14 protein-coding genes are annotated in these 17,819 nt (G+C 48.0%); 4 read left to right on the forward strand and 10 right to left on the reverse strand.

The genetic code is table 11. The features are described 5' to 3' along the window. Window positions 1-10 precede the first annotated feature (10 nt). Window positions 11-1,558, forward strand: a complete 1,548-nt coding sequence (locus SD53_RS00695; RefSeq protein WP_046518273.1) for a methyl-accepting chemotaxis protein — start codon at window positions 11-13, stop codon at window positions 1,556-1,558. A gap of 108 nt (window positions 1,559-1,666) precedes the next feature. Here the strand turns inward: SD53_RS00695 and SD53_RS00700 are convergent, their stop codons facing one another. The 4 genes from SD53_RS00700 to rluD all read right to left on the reverse strand — a co-directional run bounded on the left by SD53_RS00700 (window position 1,667) and on the right by rluD (window position 6,813). Then, window positions 1,667-2,209, reverse strand: a complete 543-nt coding sequence (locus tag SD53_RS00700; RefSeq protein ID WP_046518274.1) for an outer membrane beta-barrel protein — start codon at window positions 2,207-2,209, stop codon at window positions 1,667-1,669. 218 nt (window positions 2,210-2,427) lie between these two features. After that, complete coding sequence (gene clpB, locus SD53_RS00705) at window positions 2,428-5,007, reverse strand: ATP-dependent chaperone ClpB (protein ID WP_046518275.1); 2,580 nt, start codon at window positions 5,005-5,007, stop codon at window positions 2,428-2,430. A 97-nt stretch (window positions 5,008-5,104) separates the two neighbouring features. Next, window positions 5,105-5,839 carry a peptidoglycan editing factor PgeF gene (pgeF, locus tag SD53_RS00710; RefSeq protein ID WP_046518276.1) on the reverse strand — a complete coding sequence of 245 codons (735 nt, stop codon included), beginning with the start codon at window positions 5,837-5,839 and terminating at the stop codon, window positions 5,105-5,107. Beyond that, a complete protein-coding gene (rluD, locus tag SD53_RS00715; RefSeq protein WP_046518277.1) occupies window positions 5,839-6,813 on the reverse strand; it encodes a 23S rRNA pseudouridine(1911/1915/1917) synthase RluD in 975 nt (324 codons plus the stop codon). The genes pgeF and rluD overlap by 1 nt, the downstream gene beginning before the upstream one ends. Before the next feature lie 126 nt (window positions 6,814-6,939). On the opposite strand from rluD, the gene SD53_RS00720 reads away from it, so the two are divergent. Beyond that, window positions 6,940-7,692, forward strand: coding sequence for an outer membrane protein assembly factor BamD (locus SD53_RS00720; RefSeq protein ID WP_046518278.1), 753 nt, complete (start codon window positions 6,940-6,942; stop codon window positions 7,690-7,692). Window positions 7,693-7,899: 207 nt separating this feature from the next. Here SD53_RS00720 and radA read toward each other — a convergent pair whose 3' ends face one another. Continuing rightward, a complete protein-coding gene (gene radA, locus SD53_RS00725; protein WP_046518279.1) occupies window positions 7,900-9,258 on the reverse strand; it encodes a DNA repair protein RadA in 1,359 nt (452 codons plus the stop codon). A 110-nt stretch (window positions 9,259-9,368) separates the two neighbouring features. On the opposite strand from radA, the gene SD53_RS00730 reads away from it, so the two are divergent. Continuing rightward, window positions 9,369-11,918 carry a PilZ domain-containing protein gene (locus SD53_RS00730; RefSeq protein WP_046518280.1) on the forward strand — a complete coding sequence of 850 codons (2,550 nt, stop codon included), beginning with the start codon at window positions 9,369-9,371 and terminating at the stop codon, window positions 11,916-11,918. A gap of 27 nt (window positions 11,919-11,945) precedes the next feature. On the opposite strand, the gene SD53_RS00735 is transcribed toward SD53_RS00730, so the two are convergent. Together SD53_RS00735 and serB are read right to left on the reverse strand one after the other, a co-directional pair. After that, a complete protein-coding gene (locus tag SD53_RS00735; RefSeq protein ID WP_046518281.1) occupies window positions 11,946-12,842 on the reverse strand; it encodes an alpha/beta fold hydrolase in 897 nt (298 codons plus the stop codon). Continuing rightward, window positions 12,842-13,891, reverse strand: coding sequence for a phosphoserine phosphatase SerB (serB, locus tag SD53_RS00740; protein WP_046518282.1), 1,050 nt, complete (start codon window positions 13,889-13,891; stop codon window positions 12,842-12,844). Before serB ends, SD53_RS00735 begins: the two co-directional genes overlap by 1 nt. An 83-nt stretch (window positions 13,892-13,974) precedes the next feature. Here serB and SD53_RS00745 point away from each other — a divergent pair, with 83 nt between their 5' ends. Beyond that, complete coding sequence (locus SD53_RS00745; RefSeq protein ID WP_046518283.1) at window positions 13,975-14,589, forward strand: membrane protein; 615 nt, start codon at window positions 13,975-13,977, stop codon at window positions 14,587-14,589. Window position 14,590: 1 nt separating this feature from the next. Here the strand turns inward: SD53_RS00745 and SD53_RS00750 are convergent, their stop codons facing one another. From SD53_RS00750 to argS, 3 genes are read right to left on the reverse strand one after another with little or no spacing between them, the layout of a single operon-like run. Then, on the reverse strand, window positions 14,591-15,391 hold the full coding sequence (locus SD53_RS00750) for a TatD family hydrolase (protein ID WP_046518284.1): 801 nt from the start codon (window positions 15,389-15,391) through the stop codon (window positions 14,591-14,593). Further along, complete coding sequence (gene pdxH, locus SD53_RS00755; RefSeq protein WP_046518285.1) at window positions 15,382-16,020, reverse strand: pyridoxamine 5'-phosphate oxidase; 639 nt, start codon at window positions 16,018-16,020, stop codon at window positions 15,382-15,384. The genes SD53_RS00750 and pdxH overlap by 10 nt, the downstream gene beginning before the upstream one ends. 40 nt (window positions 16,021-16,060) lie before the next feature. Further along, window positions 16,061-17,800 (reverse strand): arginine--tRNA ligase, encoded by a 1,740-nt coding sequence (argS, locus tag SD53_RS00760; RefSeq protein WP_046518286.1) that lies wholly within the window; start codon window positions 17,798-17,800, stop codon window positions 16,061-16,063. Window positions 17,801-17,819: the final 19 nt, after the last annotated feature.

Raw genomic sequence — 17,819 nt, forward strand, 5'->3', positions numbered from 1 at the left:
GGAAATACAGATGAACCGCCGCAACCAGCACATTGTTGACCAGGAAGTTCAATACGATGCAGGACAAGAATTAGTCTCCACTACAGACACACGTGGTGTGATTACCTATGCCAACCCGGCATTCTGTCAGGTCGCAGGTTACACCGAAGATGAACTAGTGGGGAAAAACCATAATCTGGTACGTCACCCTGACATGCCTGCTGCCGCTTTTGCTGATCTGTGGAGTCACTTAAAGCAAGGACAATCCTGGCGCGGCATGGTGAAAAATCGTTGCAAAGATGGGCGCTATTATTGGGTTGATGCCTTTGTCACGCCAATTTATCAGCAGCAACAACTGGTGGGGTACCAGTCTGTACGTGTCAAAGCCAGTCCAGAGCTTATTCAAAGAGCAGACCGTTGTTATCAGGCGATTAATGCAGGTAAAGCAGTCAGCCAGTGGAGAGGCAATAGCCAGTTACGCCGCCTGATTGCACTGTGTAGCAGCTTAGCCTTGATCATCGCAGGCGCATTACTGTTTTCCCATGCCTTATGGTTTGCATTGCTTATTCCGGCTATTTTCTTCGCCCTGATGTATGACGAATTAGTGGATATTCCGGCCCAGTTACAGCAGATGCGTCAGGATTTTGATTCCGTCTCCCGTTATGTCTACAGCGGTAAAACTGCGTTTTCAGTGGCGGACTTCCGGCATCAACTGCATCAGGCCCGCTTACGCACTGTGTTGGGTCGCACCAAAGACAGCACCAATAAACTCACCAGTATTGCTGACACACTCGAGGAAGCCGTGCATTTAACAGAGCGCGGTATTCATCAACAAAGTCAGCAACTGACCTCTATTGCCACCGCCACTCAACAGCTAAGCAGCACAGTGCAGGATATTGCACAGCGTACAGGGGAAACCAATCAGAAAGTCGGTGAAGCGCAACAAATTTGCCACCAGGCTGAACAAGTGATGCAGTTAACCGCCACTACAGTGAGAAAACTGGCGGTAGAAGTGCAAGGTGCGGCTAATACTGCAGATAACCTGGCCGTTGAAGCTGAACGTATCGGCGCTGTCATGACAGAAATTCAGGGCATAGCGGATCAAACCAACTTGTTAGCGTTAAATGCCGCTATTGAAGCAGCTCGGGCTGGCGAACATGGCCGCGGCTTTGCAGTTGTGGCAGATGAAGTGAGGGCATTGTCGTCCAGAACTCACAGAGCCACAGAACAAATCCAGCGCTCTATTGGTGAAATTCAGCAAACCTTACTGAGCTGGGGCAAGACCATGACACAAAGTCGTGAACAAGTAGACGAATGTGTGACGCAATCTACTCATAGCACCCAACAGTTGTCGCAAATTGTCGCTATGGTCAATACCATTGATCACTTATCATCGCAAATAGCCACAGCGGCCACTCAGCAAGGCCAGGTGGCCAGTGAAGTGGCCAGCAATGTCCAGAATATCCAGCATATAGCCGATGAAAATTTAAATAATATGCAACTGGTGGCAGACAATAACAAACGCCTTCATCAGCAAGCCGCGGAGATCGCCAACCTTACCCGGACTTTTGCTTCCTGAAGTAAATTTAAATACCAGCAGAACACTGCTGGTATTGTCTTACCTCACACTGCGCAGAAATAAAAATGCCGGCACTAGGCCGGCATTCTGCGCTTTGTACAGCACGGATTAGAAGCTGTACTTGATACCTAAACCAAAAGCGTTAACGTCATTTTCCAGACCATCTTCTTTTACTTTTGGCAGAACGCTGGCTTCCAGAGTAACAGCAAACTTATCAGTGAAGTTGTACACGCCGGCTACACCGTAAGTTAAACCAGTTTCGCTGATATCTTCACCTGCCGCAGAAGTACGGGCATAGTAGCTGCTTGATGCAACACCAGCATGGGTGACTAAGCTGAAGCCGCCATAGATTGGCGCTGTCAGAGTACCAACTAAAGCAACGTTGTTCTCTAATTTAACGCTGATCAGTGTGTCATCTTCATCACGGAATGAGTCAGCGCGGCTACCGATTTGACCACGAACTTCTACACCGAACATATCATTGATTTGGTAGCCAAAAGAACCACCTAAAGTGTCGAAGTTACCAGATTGAGTTTCGTATACGTTTTGCAGAGAAACTTTACCGTACTGAACACCAAAGTAGTAACCTTCGGCTGCCTGGGCAACAGAAGCAACGGACAGAGCCGCGATTAACAAAGATTTCTTCAACATGTTAACTCCTTGTAAATATGGATATAATTTCACAGTCGCATGCTATCCGATACAGCTTATTTTGCAAGCAAAATTTTACGCTAATTTGTAACAAACACTACATAGATAGGCGTTACGGCCTGGACCGTACTTTCTAATAGTGCTCATCAATCTTGTAAAATCAAGCTTTTAACGATTTTAAAACCGAGAAAAGCTGAATTTATTCTACTGTACAGAGATTAAAGCTTGTCACCGATCAAGAATCTGCCTTCAGTTGCATCTACAGTGACCACTGAGTTTGGCTTCACCTGTCCTTTTAGCAGCGTTTGCGCCAATGGGTTTTCAATATGTTGCTGAATAGCCCGTTTTAATGGCCGCGCTCCAAATACAGCGTCAAAGCCTGCTGCAGCCAGCAAATCTAAAGCCGCATCCGTCACCGTCAGACCAAACCCCTTGTCCTGCAACCGTGAACGCAGACGTTGCAACTGGATTGAAGCGATATGGCGGATCTGTGTATTGTCCAGCGGGTGGAATACCACGGTTTCATCCAGACGGTTCAGAAACTCTGGTCTGAAATGTTTACTCAGCACTTCCATCAGCATGTCTTTCATTTGCTGATAGTTCTGATGTTGGTAATGCTCCTGGATCAGATCCGAGCCCAGGTTCGACGTCATAATGATCACGGTATTTTTAAAATCTACAGTACGACCTTGTCCGTCGGTCAAACGGCCATCGTCCAGTACTTGTAGCAGAATGTTAAACACATCCGGATGGGCTTTTTCTACTTCATCCAACAAGACCACTGAATAAGGTTTACGCCTTACAGCTTCAGTTAAATAGCCCCCTTCCTCATAACCGACATATCCCGGCGGAGCGCCGACTAAACGCGAGACGGCATGTTTTTCCATAAACTCTGACATATCGATACGAACCAGTGCCTCTTCGGTATCAAACAGGAACTGCGCCAAAGCTTTAGTCAGCTCGGTTTTCCCCACACCAGTAGGCCCTAAAAACAGGAATGAACCTATAGGCTTGTTCGGATCGGCCAAACCGGCACGGGAGCGGCGAATAGAGTTGGAGACAGCTTCTAAGGCTTCGGTTTGCCCCACTACACGTTTTTGCAACTCCTGCTCCATCCGCAGCAGTTTATCGCGCTCGCCTTCCAGCATTTTACTAACCGGAATGCCGGTCGCCTTCGACAATACATCGGCAATTTCTTGATCCGTCACTTTATTGCGAAGTAAGGTCATTTCGTGCATTTCAACTTGTGAAGCTAAATCCAGTCGCTTTTCCAACGCCGGGATCCGTTCATACTTTAGCTGCGACATGCGGTTTAAATCACCGGCACGCCGTGCTACTTCCATATCCAGCCGGGCTTGTTCCAGATCGGCTTTGATATTTTGTGTGCCTTGCAGCGCGGCTTTTTCCGAGGTCCAAACTTCGTCTAGCTCGTTGTATTTTAAATCCAGTTCACGAATTTGTTCCTGGATCATGTCCCGACGTTTTTTAGTCGCCTCGTCTGTTTCTTTGGCCAACGCATTATCCTCCAGCTTCAGTTGAATAATGCGCCGCTCTAATCTGTCCAGCTCTTCGGGCTTAGAATCCATCTGCATCCGAATACTAGATGCTGCTTCGTCGATTAAATCTATGGCTTTATCCGGCAGTTGTCGGTCACTGACATAACGGTGTGACAAGGTCGCGGCCGCCACTATAGCCGGGTCGGTAATTTCTACCGCATGGTGCAGCTCGTAGCGTTCTTTCAAGCCACGTAAAATGGCGATGGTATCTTCCACCGAAGGCTCATCCACTACCACTTTCTGGAATCGCCGCTCCAATGCTGCGTCTTTTTCTATGTATTTGCGGTATTCATCCAAGGTGGTGGCACCCAAACAATGCAGCTCTCCACGCGCTAACGCAGGTTTGAGCATATTGCCGGCGTCCATAGCACCATCGGCTTTACCAGCGCCAACCATGGTATGAATTTCGTCAATAAACAAAATGACCCGGCCTTCTTCTTTGGCCAGCTCATTCAGTACGGCTTTTAACCGCTCTTCAAATTCACCACGATATTTAGCACCCGCCAATAAAGAGCCCATATCCAGAGACAATACGCGTTTGTCTTTTAAACCTTCCGGTACTTCTTTATTGATAATACGCAGCGCCAGACCTTCGACTATGGCGGTTTTACCTACACCAGGTTCACCAATCAGCACAGGGTTATTTTTAGTGCGGCGCTGCAGCACCTGAATACAACGGCGGATTTCTTCATCCCGGCCTATCACAGGGTCTAACTTACCGGCTTCAGCCCGTGCCGTTAAATCTACCGTATATTTGCTTAATGCCTGACGGCTGTCTTCCGCGTTTGGATCATCCACATTTTGGCCACCACGGATTTGCTCAATGGTTTTTTCTACCAGAGCTTTATCCACCCCCAGCAAACGCAACAAATGGCCTAGTTCAGATTTATCTTCACAGGCAGCCAGCACAAACAACTCGCTGGAAATATATTGGTCTTTCCGCTTTTGTGCGTATTTATCACATAAATTCAATAGATTAATAGTGGCTGTAGAGAGCTGCACATTGGCATCTACCCCATCGACTTTGGGTAAACGCTCTAAGGCTTGGGATAATTTGGAACGCAATTCATTGGCGTTGACACCCATTTTGCTGAACAGATCTTTGGTGGAGCCACCTTCCTGATTCAGCAAAGCAAACATCAAATGGATAGGTTCAATAAACTGATGGTCACGGCCTAAAGCCATAGACTGAGCTTCGGCTATGGCCAACTGGAATTTACTGGTGAATCTGTCGAGTCTCATACTATCTATCTCCCCACACCTCAAACTGCTGTTGACATTAAGATGGGGGAGCGGAGGTTAATTATCAAGCGATAAAACGTCAAAAATTTGACTTGTATCAATCAATCCAGATACAGCTTGCCATCCGGCCTGTTTGACCATCACGACGGTAGGAATAAAAACGTTGAGGGTCTGTGTAAGTACAAAAGCCGCCACCATAAATCTGGCTGACACCGGAAGCCCTCAAACGTAAACGAGCCAGTTGATACAAATCAGCCAGCCATTTGCCGCTTTTGCCCGGCACAGATATAAAAGCAGCATCAGCTTTAGCGTCTTTTGCAATAAAAGCCTGGCGTACTTCATCACCAACTTCAAAAGCTGTGGGGCCAATAGCAGGGCCTAACCAGGCCATGACTGTCATTGGATCAGAAAACTGTGCCAGGCTGTGTTCCAGCACTCCATCCACCAGACCACGCCAGCCAGCATGCGCAGCAGCGACCTGAGTGCCAGCAGCATCACAAAACAACACCGGCAGACAATCCGCGGTTAACACCACAGAGACCAGACCTTTGGTTTTGGTAGTACTGGCATCGGCAGTGACAGGACCCGCTGAAAAATCAGTCTGCTCCAGTACCACACACTCTGTACCATGCACCTGGTTCAGCCAGAAAGGCTCAGCAGGCATAGCGGCCTGCTGTATAAAAAGCTGACGATTCTGCGCCACGGCCTGTGCTGAATCACTGACATGACTGCCCAGATTCAAACCGGTATAAGGGGCTAAAGAGACCCCGCCCTCCCTGGTGCTGATGGCAGTTTTGACATGAAATGGTGCAGGCCAGTCAGCTTTCAGCATCAGGCAAAGTCCAGACCATGAATTTCTGTGTCTTCACGTAAAGCCAGCGTCAACTGCACCATATCGTCCGGAATCGGAGCGTGCCATTCCAGAATTTCACTGGTAATAGGGTGGGCTAAACGCAACATAGCGGCATGCAGGGCCTGGCGTTTAAAGCCACGTAACACAGTTAACAAAGCTTCATCAGCTTTACGCGGTGGACGTGGACGTCCGGCGTAGACAGGATCCCCCACCAACGGATAGTTGATATAGGTCATATGCACACGGATTTGGTGAGTACGGCCTGTTTCCAGACGCAAACGCAAACGGGTATGAGCGCGGAATTTTTCCATCACCCGGTAGTGTGTGACTGCAGGACGACCTGAACTGGTCACCGCCATATGCGTGCGTTTGGTCGGGTGACGGCCAATAGGCTCATCCACTGTCCCGCCCGCTGTCATAGTGCCGTGACAAATCGCTTCGTATTCACGGGTAATTTCCCGCTCCTGCATGGCTTCGACTAAGTGAGTCTGGGCAGGAATAGTTTTGGCAATCACCATTAAACCTGTGGTGTCTTTGTCCAGACGATGCACTATACCGGCACGAGGCACCTCAGCGATCGAAGGACAATGGTGCAGTAAAGCATTTAACAAGGTACCGTCGGCATTACCCGCACCTGGGTGCACCACTAAACCTGCAGGTTTATTGATCACCATAATATGCTCGTCCTCGTAGACTATATTCAGCTCTATAGGCTCAGCTTCAAAGCGTTCATCGTCCGGTAACTCGGCCTGGATCAGCACAGACTCCCCACCCAGTAACTTTTCTCTGGGGGTGTTACAGAGCTGGCCATTGATTTGAACCCAATCGGCTAAGATCCACTCTTTTATTCTGGAGCGCGAATAGTCCGGGAACATTTCCGCCAATACCTGATCTAAGCGCTTACCAAAAAGATGGTCAGGTACAATTTCTGCAAGTTTTATCTGTTTTGTCATGTCGGAACCAGTTATCCTGTGTGCATACCCGAACTGTCTGAGTTAGAATCGGGCCATAAAAGGTTATTTTAACGGTTTTACTCCAGACTAAATAGCCAATAGGTTTAAGTAGTAGCGGATTTTTAAATGAAAGTGAATTTTTTAGCCATAATCGCCCTCGCTTTAACACTAACCGCCTGTGCGGGGAACAAAAATGCAGAGGAAGAGCTGGTCAATACCAACCAATCAGCTCAGCAAATGTATGAAGAAGCCAAAAATGTACTGGATTCGGGTCTGTACAACAGAGCTATTGAACTGCTCAAGGCGATGGAAGGCCGTTATCCATTTGGTCCTTTATCCCGTCAGGTACAGCTTGACCTGATTTATGCCTATTATCAAAGTGGTGACACCACTCAGGCGTTAGCCAGTATTGACCGTTTTATCCGCTTAAACCCAAACCATCCGGATCTGGACTATGCCTACTACATGCGTGGTCTGAGCAATATTAAAGTCGATGAAAATTCGTTTCAGGAGTTTGTCGGTATAGACAGAGCCGATCGCGATATGTCGAGTACCAAACAAGGTTTTGAGGATTTCAAAATACTGGTCAGCACTTATCCGAACAGTAAATATGCCAACGACGCCAGAAAGCGTATGTTTGCCATCAAAGAAAAGCTGGTCCGCTACGAATTGCTGGTTGCTGATTATTATGTTCGTCGTGGAGCTCATTTAGCCGCAGCCAACCGTTGCAAATACATTGTCGAGTATTACCGTGATTCACCTCAGGTCGAACAAGCCCTGAAGATCATGGTCGACAGCTATGACAAACTTGGTTTGGTGAAATTACGTGACGATGCCAAAGCGGTACTGTTGCTGAACTTCCCTAACGCTCTGAATTAATATCCCCGTCGTCATTGAAGCTGCAGCTTTGTTGACTGCGTCTGATTTTAGGGAAAGAGTATCGCCCCGGTCACATAGTTCATTATGCTGCTGGGGTCTTACTCACTTGTCGCCTCGCTGCAACATCAATTACTTAGGGGATAAGGACAGACATAAAAAAACGGCTTTTAGGCCGTTTTTTATTTCAGCTTATGCGTCACTTTGCGTTTACAAAGCATCCAAGGCTTCAGATAACTTACTGACTGCTACCACTGTCATTCCTGCAATGGTTTCTTTCGGTGCGTTAGCCACTGGCACTATGGCGCGTTTAAAGCCATGTTTCGCTGCTTCTTTTAAGCGTTCCTGCCCGCTGGGTACAGGACGGATTTCACCGGATAACCCAACTTCGCCAAACACCACCAGCTCATTAGGCAAAGCCTTGTTTTTAAAGCTGGAAACCAATGCCAGCAAGGTTGCTAAGTCAGCACTGGTTTCGTTGACCTTGACACCCCCCACTACGTTGACAAAAACATCCTGATCGGCCATTTGAATACCGGCATGCCGGTGTAACACAGCCAACAGCATCGAAATACGGTTTTGCTCCATACCCAAAGTGACACGACGTGGGTTATTCAGTGGCGAATAATCCACTAAGCCCTGAATTTCCACCAGCAAGGGCCGGGTGCCTTCCCACAACACCATCACAATAGAACCCGGTGTATCTTCCTTACCCCGGCTTAAAAATATCGCCGAAGGGTTTTTCACCTCGCGCATGCCCTGCCCTGTCATCGCAAAAACACCTAACTCATTGACAGCACCAAAGCGATTTTTATTGCCCCGTAAAGTCCGGTATCTGTTATCTGTGTCACCATCCAATAAAATAGAACAGTCAATACAGTGTTCCAGCACTTTAGGTCCAGCCAATGAGCCATCTTTGGTCACATGCCCCACCATAATCACAGCCACATTCTGTTGCTTGGCAAAGCGGGTTAAATACGCTGCGCTTTCGCGCACCTGCGATACACTGCCGGGTGCAGATTGAATGTCAGCCATCTGCATCACCTGAATCGAGTCGATCACCATAATGCGAGGCTTTTCCTGCTGCGCCAACTGACAAATAGTCTCGACGTTGGTTTCAGCCAGCATCATTAAATTCTGAGTGGGTAAACCTAATCGGTGAGCCCGCAAAGCCACCTGCTGCAAGGATTCTTCACCTGTGACATACAAGGCTTTGTCATTCGTCGCCAGGCCACACATAATCTGTAACAGCAAAGTACTTTTACCGGCACCAGGGCTGCCACCAATTAAGATGGCAGAACCTGGCACTATACCGCCCCCCAGCACCCGGTCAAACTCTGCAAAGCCTGAGCTAAAACGCGGTACATCCTGCAAATCGACCTGACCCAGCCGGATCACTTTGGCCGCTGTAGCTCCGGCATAACCGTCAAAACGTTGCTGTTTTGTCAGACTTGGCAAGCGCACTTCACTAATACTGTTCCAGGCGCCACATTCTGTGCATTGGCCTTGCCAGCGCACAAAGTCGGCACCACAGTCATTGCAGACATAGGCACTTTTAGTTTTCGCCATTTTTTATCTCTTTTTATTAAAAGGCACGATTATTGCTTTTACATCGTACTGGTTTTACTCTAACCCAATTATGTATACAGGGCAGCAGCTCTGTCAGTGTTTAAGCGAGCATGACAACGAACGACTTAGAAGCTCATAGCAGCGTGCTGGAACGCCTGAAACCCCTTATTAACACACAGCTGTTTGATGAGGAGTTTAAGTTATTGACCGCTGAACTGCCCAAATCGCAGCAATTCCTCATCAAGATGGAATTAAAACGCCTGGCCCAACCTTGCAGTTATTATATCGATTTACGTGGCAGGGTCGACGGAGACGTTCGCCCTTTTGAACATAAAGGGCAGACTCATTATCTGGATGAGGTCGCAATACAGACCTTCGAAAAAGGTTTGAAGCAATATGGCCAGTACACTATTGGTATTTTTGAAGATGTCACCAATACCAGCAATAACTTCAGAGTCAGACATCAGCAGGAAACCAATAAAAGACTGCAGGATGTGTTATCCGGAGAGATGTCAACTGCATCCAACCCAGTCGTTCTCGCTTCAGACCTTGATGCCACTGCAAACGATTATAAAGCGGCCCGCTTGATCCGTTTTGCAGGTTACAGTGTGCGCCGCGAAGAACGTATGAACTTCTCTATTGATATTGAAGTGCTGCTGCAAGACGATGAGTCTTTTCCTGCCACCACCAGCGATCTGTCTGTCTCTGGCTGTAAAATAAAAATACCCCAGGCAATAGAGATGACAGCCGGGCAAAAAGTTGCCATATTTTTCCGGGGCTTAGAACAGGAGTTTGCCTTAGGTATCAATAATGGCATTCCTTATCAGGTGATCGACGTTGAACCTACGGACAAAAGTTATTACGTCCGGCTGAAACGTTTACCTCTGGCTGACGAAAAAGGCTTTTCCGACTTTCTGCACCACTTTATTCACGGCAATAAAAGACGTTACAAAGTTAACCTGGATAACACCTACGAAGCGGTGTTTATCAAAGGGTATGAACAGTTTTATTTACCACGGATCAGCACTTTACCTGTGTTTTTGTCCGTTCATGAAGGAAAAGCCAGTCCAAGCTGTGCCTTAACCACCGAAAACAACAGGCATTTGATGCACTATTTTCAGGATGAGCGCCAACAAAATGTGTTGCCTCAGATGTTGCATGTCCGTCGCCTGAAACAATGCCTGGCTAAAGAGGCGAATGAACACAGCACTGTGCTCTATACCTTCACTCATGCCGCCAAAGGCCGATTGTTTTTTTATTCAGCAACCCACGAAGAATTGCTGCAGTTTCCTGAACTAAAATCGGTATTTTTGGGTTTTGGTGCAGCGAAACCCAGCTTTCGTGTCTTCAGAATGTCGGTGTTGCGTACTTTGCCTGCGCATGCTCATATTCCATTATCTTTACCCAATAGTGCCGATCAGGAAGTCCAGAAGCTTAACCAGCCTCCTACGCCTTTGATCGCAAATTTCATCCGTCATTTGCGTTACATCGTGACTCTGACTGATATCAGTACAGCTCATAGCAGTAGCCTTTACAAAGCAATGAGCTACGATCCAGCACTGCTGAACAAACTGAAGGTGTTTGGGCACGCTAAGCTGGAACACATCCCCCCTATTGAAAGTGCGTCCGTGCAGTATGTCAATTTACGCTCCGAAAGCCGGTTTTTATACAAAACCACAGTGCTGCTGGAGCAGGAAAAAGGTGCCGATATACAGGCGTTCAGCCGGGATTTTTCCAGCAAAGGCCTGCAGTTGGAATGTGCCGAACCCGTCAGTTTTTCAAAAGGTGATACGGTAAAAATCAGCTTGCCTGAACTACAAAAAATCACCACCAAACATCAGCTATCTGGCCTGGCCTATGAAGTGATGGCCGTCAGTAAAAACAAACTAATTATGAATATGAGGGTGATAGACCCAACCAATGATCATCCAGGCAAAATATTCTTTCAACAATTGATCAATAACAACAGAAGCAAACTGACGATGGCGGAGGAAACCCCTAAGTTTCCGGGCCTGGGCCCAGCTCTGCGCAATATGTACGTAAAAGCGCTGGATAGTTTCGCATTTTACGTTCATCGACAAGGTGTGCGTTACAACCTGGATGTGGTCGCAATAGGCGCTAAACCTAATGCCTTGCATAAACTGCTGGCAAAATTCAGTGACGATGCCGACTCGATGACCATGTTGCCGCTGTTAAAAAACAACGCTACCAATTTGCATTTTGCCAATCAGCTGAAAAAAATGAAGCGGCAGGAAGTACCATTTAGCTACGAGGTATTTCTGCGTTTTATCCCAGAGCAGGACCATCTGGAACAAAGCTTTGAAACCAAATTTGATTTTGACTTTCAATTGCATAGTGCTAAAAAAACTTTTATCGATGATGTGGTGGCGACGGATCTGTTGTTTGCTTTTAAAATCTTTTTATCCCGCACTGGTCGTCCTGATACGGAGCATATCGCCAAAGAACTGGGCTACGTCAGTACCTACGCGATTCATAAAGCGAAACTGTTGGAGGAGGAACTCTGGAGCGTGGTGGGTGTCGGCGAGGTCGTAGATATTACCGATGAAGTTTTGTTGCGTTATAACCTGAGCGACGAAAAAATTGCGGAGCAACAGCAAAAACGCCTGGCCTTGTTAGCTGCCATCACACTTTCTGAATAAAACCCGTTTGGCCAGCGCCCCACAGCACTAGAGTTGCTTTAACCAAGCTTCCAGTTCAGTAAAATGGTCTCTGCTGGCGTCCGGGTGAGTCAACATGGAAATATGGTCATAATCCTGCAAGTAGCCCTGGGTTTTGCCTAATAAGGTATAACGCCCAAGGTTTAAACCGGTTTCTGTCAGAAAAGCCTGCACATCCACCGGATGGCCAAGCAACTGATCATCGATAGCTGCAAAATGCCAACTAGCGGGCCAACTGACATCAGCACAAGCCGCAGCATAATCAAACCCATCCGTTGGATCGGTGAACGTCTCTCCGCGGATCCAGCCAATGGTATCCAGCAAATACTGTGCAGGCTCGTTATCCGCGCCCAAACGCCATTGTTTCGCCGGTAAATAGCCATACAAACGGCACAGCAGCGGTGCAAGCCGGTTCCAGACCAGATCAATATGCAGACGTTTTTTAAAGCCCCGCACACTGATCACTCTTTTGCTGCCAAATGTGACGATCGCTTTGACCTCTGGCAGCAACTGCGGAAACCGGGCCAGGCTGGCAGCCAGCACCACACCAGCCCAGGAATGCGCTACCACCACCACTGGCTGTTGGTACTGTTGATACAAGTGACTGATTAAGCTGGGGATATCCTGACAGATTAGCTGCTGCTGGCTATGACTAAAGCCCCTGCCAGCTTTGGGCTGAGATAAACCTCGTCCAGCAAAATCGGCACAACTGACATAAAAACCATGATCTGCCAGAAAGCAGCCCAACCCGCGGCCTTTTTCATTGTAAAAAATCCGACTATTTTCAATGGCACCATGCAGCATCAACACAGGGTAAGCCGAATCAGGCTGGACAGGTGTTAGTTGACGCAGGTGTAGCTGATAATCAGCCACGGCCAGCCATTCAGACTGTTGGTGATGTCGCATCAGTTGTCCAACAAATAAAGTAACTGCAATAGCGAACCTTGCCGTATCGCTGCTTTGGCCTGGGCCTGTACTTTAGCTTTGGCATGAAAAGCGACGCCCAAGGCTGCCTCGGCCAACATAGGCAAGTCGTTGGCACCATCGCCAATAGCCACAGTCTGACGTGGCGGGATCTGGTATTGCCGGGCAATTTGTTGCACCACCTCTGCTTTGGTTTGTGCATCCACCACAGCTCCCAACACTTGTCCTGTTAGCTTGCCATCGATAATTTCTAGCTGATTGGCAAAAGTAGCCGTTAGCTTTAAACGCTGTTTTAAGGCTTCTGTAAAGTAAGTAAAACCACCGGACGCGATCACCACTTGCCATTGATGCTGCTGTAAAAATGTCACTAAAGCTGCTAAACCCGGCATCAGCGGCACCGCGTCCAGCACTTGTTTCAGTATGCTCTCTGGCGCATCTTTCAATGTGGCCACCCGCTGACGTAGGCTTTGGGCAAAATCCAGCTCTCCATTCATAGCCCGGGCTGTGACAGCAGCCACTTGCTCACCAACACCTGCCAGTTTGGCTATTTCATCAATGCATTCAATCTCAATAGCGGTGGAGTCCATATCCATCACCAGCAAGCCCGGCTGCGATAAAAATATCGGTTCAGGCCGATACACCAGCTCTGCAGTCCAGTGTTCACTTAACTGACGCAGAGCCTGAGTTTGTTCTGAGCTTAAGGGCTGGGGCAAATCAAGGCGTATCGCTAAAGCTAAATCAGCGTGAGGACGGTACAGAGCTAAACGATAGAGCGCATCTGGGGGCAATAATTGCACTATGGCGAATAACTGCTGCACGCTGAAACTGCCAGAAAAAATCCTCAGGCTGGCCTGACTTTGCTCTGTCGCTAACGACGACCAGAATTCTGGTGCAGAAACAGCGCCGGCAGTGTCACGCTCGCTTTGATAAAAACCTGAAGCGTGCAAAAGTACAGTGTCATGAGTCGTCAGCCACTGAACTAAACTGTTGTCAGCAAAGGAGTTTGGATCAATCTTATAATAAAAGCTCAAAGGGCCACCTGTACTTCATTCTGTCGCCGTGGCATTCTACCGACATTTTCAGGCCATTGTCAGTGTAAAAATCAGGCAAATTCATGCAATTAAGCGGATATCAGCACAACAAAAACTCAAAATACTTCAGGCTGGCCCAGCTATTACTGGCTTTGCTGGGTATTTGGGTGCTGTCACAATGGTGGTGGAACAGTAACCAGCAAGGTGAATTGTTGTTTCAACAACAAAGTGCGGAGCTGATGCGATCGACCTTAGTGGCTCTGTCTCATACCGCCGCTTATCTGATTGATAATGACCAGTTAGAAAGCTTAAATCAGCTCACCACCCATATTGCTGCCACGCCTTATTTGCAGGATGTGGTGGTGTATGACGCCAACGGCGTGAAGTTATCCGCCTCCGAAGGCACAGCCGCGGCTCAGTTGTTATACGCTCCTCAACACGAACAAGCACTGCTTGCCATGGTGCAGGAGATCACTCAGGACGACAGAGTCATTGGTTATATTAAAATCAGTATGAAACTGGATGCCAGTTTATTACCTGTGACTCAGGCCTGGCAGCAGTTAATGCGCCAGGTGTTCTGGATGTTGTTACTCGCTGGGGTCGTGGCTTTTATGTTACGCGGCACCTGGAGCAAAATTGTGCATCAATGGCAAAAATGGCGGAAAAGCAAACAAGCGGATGCAGCGAATTTGCTTTAGGTTATGGTTTGAGAAGCTTTGTTGCTGTGTGCCAAAACACTCCTGCCATATGTTGCGGATCTTGGCCTCTTAATTCTGCCAGCACTTTGAGCACCAAAGGCAACTGCGCCGGTGTATTGATTTGGCCCTGAAAACCAGCAAGCGGCATCGAAGGCGAATCGGTTTCCAGCACTAAAGCCTCAAGCGGGAATTGTTTCACGGCCTTGCGGGTTTTCTCTGCCCGTTCATAGGTGATAGTACCGCCAATCCCTAGTTTAAAACCCAGGTCGATAAAGGCTTTACCTTGGGCAAAGCTGCCGGAAAAGGCATGCAAAATGCCACCCTGACTAAACTGCTGCTGTTTGAGGACTTGCAGTAGTTCATTTTGCGATTTGCGATGATGCAAAATCACCGGCTTTTTTAGTTTGGCTGCAAGCTGCAACTGAGCTTCAAAACACTGACGCTGTATCGCAAAACTTTGCTCATCCAATGCAAAATCCAGCCCTATTTCGCCAATGGCACAAACCTGCGGTAAGGCGACTAAAGCTTCAAGTCCGGCTAAAGCATTAAGTTCAGTGGGGCAGGCCCACCATGGATGCACACCTAAAGCGATGTAAAAACCATAACGCTGCTTGAGTTCCAGCAAAAGCGACCAGGCCGAAGATTGCACTGCTGGCACTAAAAAGCCTTCCACGCCCAAAGCTCTGGCATTGGCGAGATGCAGCTCCAGCTCCGGCAATAACTCCGGCAAATCCAGATGACAGTGGCTATCAAATAATACAGGCCGCGTATCGGCGGCCTGTACAGGAGGGGTTATGGACATAAACGCTCTATGGCCCAGCTTTTGTCTGCTTGCTGCTTATACATGAAGCGGTCATGCAGCCGGTGTTCACCGCCTTGCCAGAACTCAATCTGATGAGGTTTGACTAAAAAACCGCCCCAGAACGAGGGCACTGGTACTTCGCCATGCTCAAATTTATGTTTAATTTCAGCAAACTTTTGCATCAACACCTGACGGGTCGAGATTGGACGGCTTTGCTCCGAGGCCCAGGCCGCCAGTTGGCTCTCTTTTGGCCGCGATAAGAAATAGCTCATCACCTGACTGGTCGGAACCCGCTCTGCCGTGCCATACACTATGACCTGACGCTCCAGTGGATGCCATGGAAAATGCAAGCTTACCTTAGGGTTCTGCTCCAGCTCAGAGGCCTTACGGCTACCTAAGTTGGTGTAAAACACAAAACCTTTGCTGCTGACATCTTTCAGCAACACCAGACGCTGCGACGGCTGGCCTGACGCATCCACTGTCGCCACACACATAGCGGTTGGATCGGGCAGTTCAGCCTCTACTGCATCTTTTAACCAGGCTTCAAACTGCAGAAATGGATCGGCGTTCAGCTTATCCAGATCCAGTTTGTCCATGGTGTAACTGCGGCGGATATCTGCAATTTTCATCTGTTGTTCCTGTGTCTGCAAAAGCCGCGACAAAGCAGATTTACATCCGCTCCATCACCTCAATACCTAATAAATCCAGGCCTTGTTTTAAAGTGCGGGCCACTAAAATACTCAGCATTAAACGGCTGTTTTTCAGCTCTGGTTCAATGCCTTCTTTTAAAATAGGGCAAGCTTCGTAGAAACTCATAAACTGGCTGGCTAACTCGTATAAGTAGTTACACAGCAAGTTAGGCACAGCTTCTTTCATCACGGCCTGTAAGGTTTCTTCTAAACGTAACAGTTTGACTGCTAACTGTTTTTCCTGCTCTTCCAAAAGTTGTAGCGGCGCAGTAAAAGCTTCATCTATCGCAGCGCGGCGTAAAATAGCACTGATACGGGTATAGGCATATTGCAAGTAAGGAGCTGTAGCACCTTCAAAACTTAACATCGCATCCCAGCTAAACACATAGTCGCTGGTACGGTTTTTCGATAAGTCGGCAAATTTCACCGCACCTATACCTACTTTGCGCGCGACTTCGGCCATTTCTTCAGCGCTTAAATCAGAGGATTTTTGCTCTACCACAGCCTGAGCCCGTACTACAGCTTCTTCTAATAATTCAGCTAATTTGACAGTGCCACCGGTGCGGGTTTTAAACGGCTTACCGTCTTCACCCATCATGGTGCCAAAAGGACAATGATCATAAGCCACATGGTCCTTTAACAGTCCTGCTTTACGGGCCACCAGTTCGACTTGTTTAAAGTGCAGCGCCTGACGGGCATCGGTAAAGATCACAATACGGTCAGCGCCCAATTCGAAGCTGCGGTACTTACAGGCCGCTAAATCTGTAGTGGCATAAAGGAAACCACCACCGGTTTTTTGCACGATAAAAGGTGAAGGGTTGCCTTCTTTATCGGCCAGTTCCTGTAAAAACACCACCAGCGCGCCCTGATCTTCTACCGCCAGACCTTTGGCTTTCAGTTCATCCACTATAGGCTGCAGCATCGGATTGTAGGCACTTTCAGGTTTGATATGCTCATGACCTAAAGTGACATTCAGCTTTTGGTAGACTTCTTCGCTGTGTTTAATGGAAGTGTCGATAAAGAGCTGCCATAACTTTTGGCAGTGCGCATCGCCACTTTGTAACTTCACCACATAATCACGCGACTTATCGGCAAAACCTGCTTCATCATCAAAACGCTTTTTCGCTTCGCGGTAGAAATCTTCTAAATCTGCTAAAGCCACTTGCTCTAAGTCGACACCAGCAGCCAGTTTGTCTTCCAGATGCGCAATCAACATACCAAACTGGGTGCCCCAGTCGCCCATATGGTTCTGACGAATGACTTTATCGCCCCAGAACTCCAGGCAGCGCACCAAGGCATCACCTATGATGGTGGAGCGCAAATGACCCACGTGCATTTCTTTGGCAAGATTGGGCGCTGAGTAGTCCACTACTACAGTTTGTGGTTTCGGATTGGCGCCTAAGGTTAAACGTGGATTCTGCGCAGCATCAGCCAACTGTGCCGCTAACCAGTCTTTGCGCAAACTAATATTGATAAAACCCGGGCCTGCGATTTCGACTTTTTCAGCCATCTCAGCAAGATCCAGCTTTTGCACCAGTTGTTCGGCTAAAGCACGTGGATTGGTTTTTAACAATTTGGCGGCTGCCATAGCACCGTTGATCTGGTAGTCACCAAATTCAACTTTAGTGCTGATAGTCACCGCTGTATTGGTGTCGGCAGGTAAACCCAAAGCCACCATAGCGGCCTGGGTTTTGCTGGATAATAAGTCTTTGATATTCATAACAAACCTTTTTACCTGA

Source organism: Rheinheimera mesophila, assembly GCF_000986865.1.
GTDB lineage: Bacteria > Pseudomonadota > Gammaproteobacteria > Enterobacterales > Alteromonadaceae > Pararheinheimera > Pararheinheimera mesophila.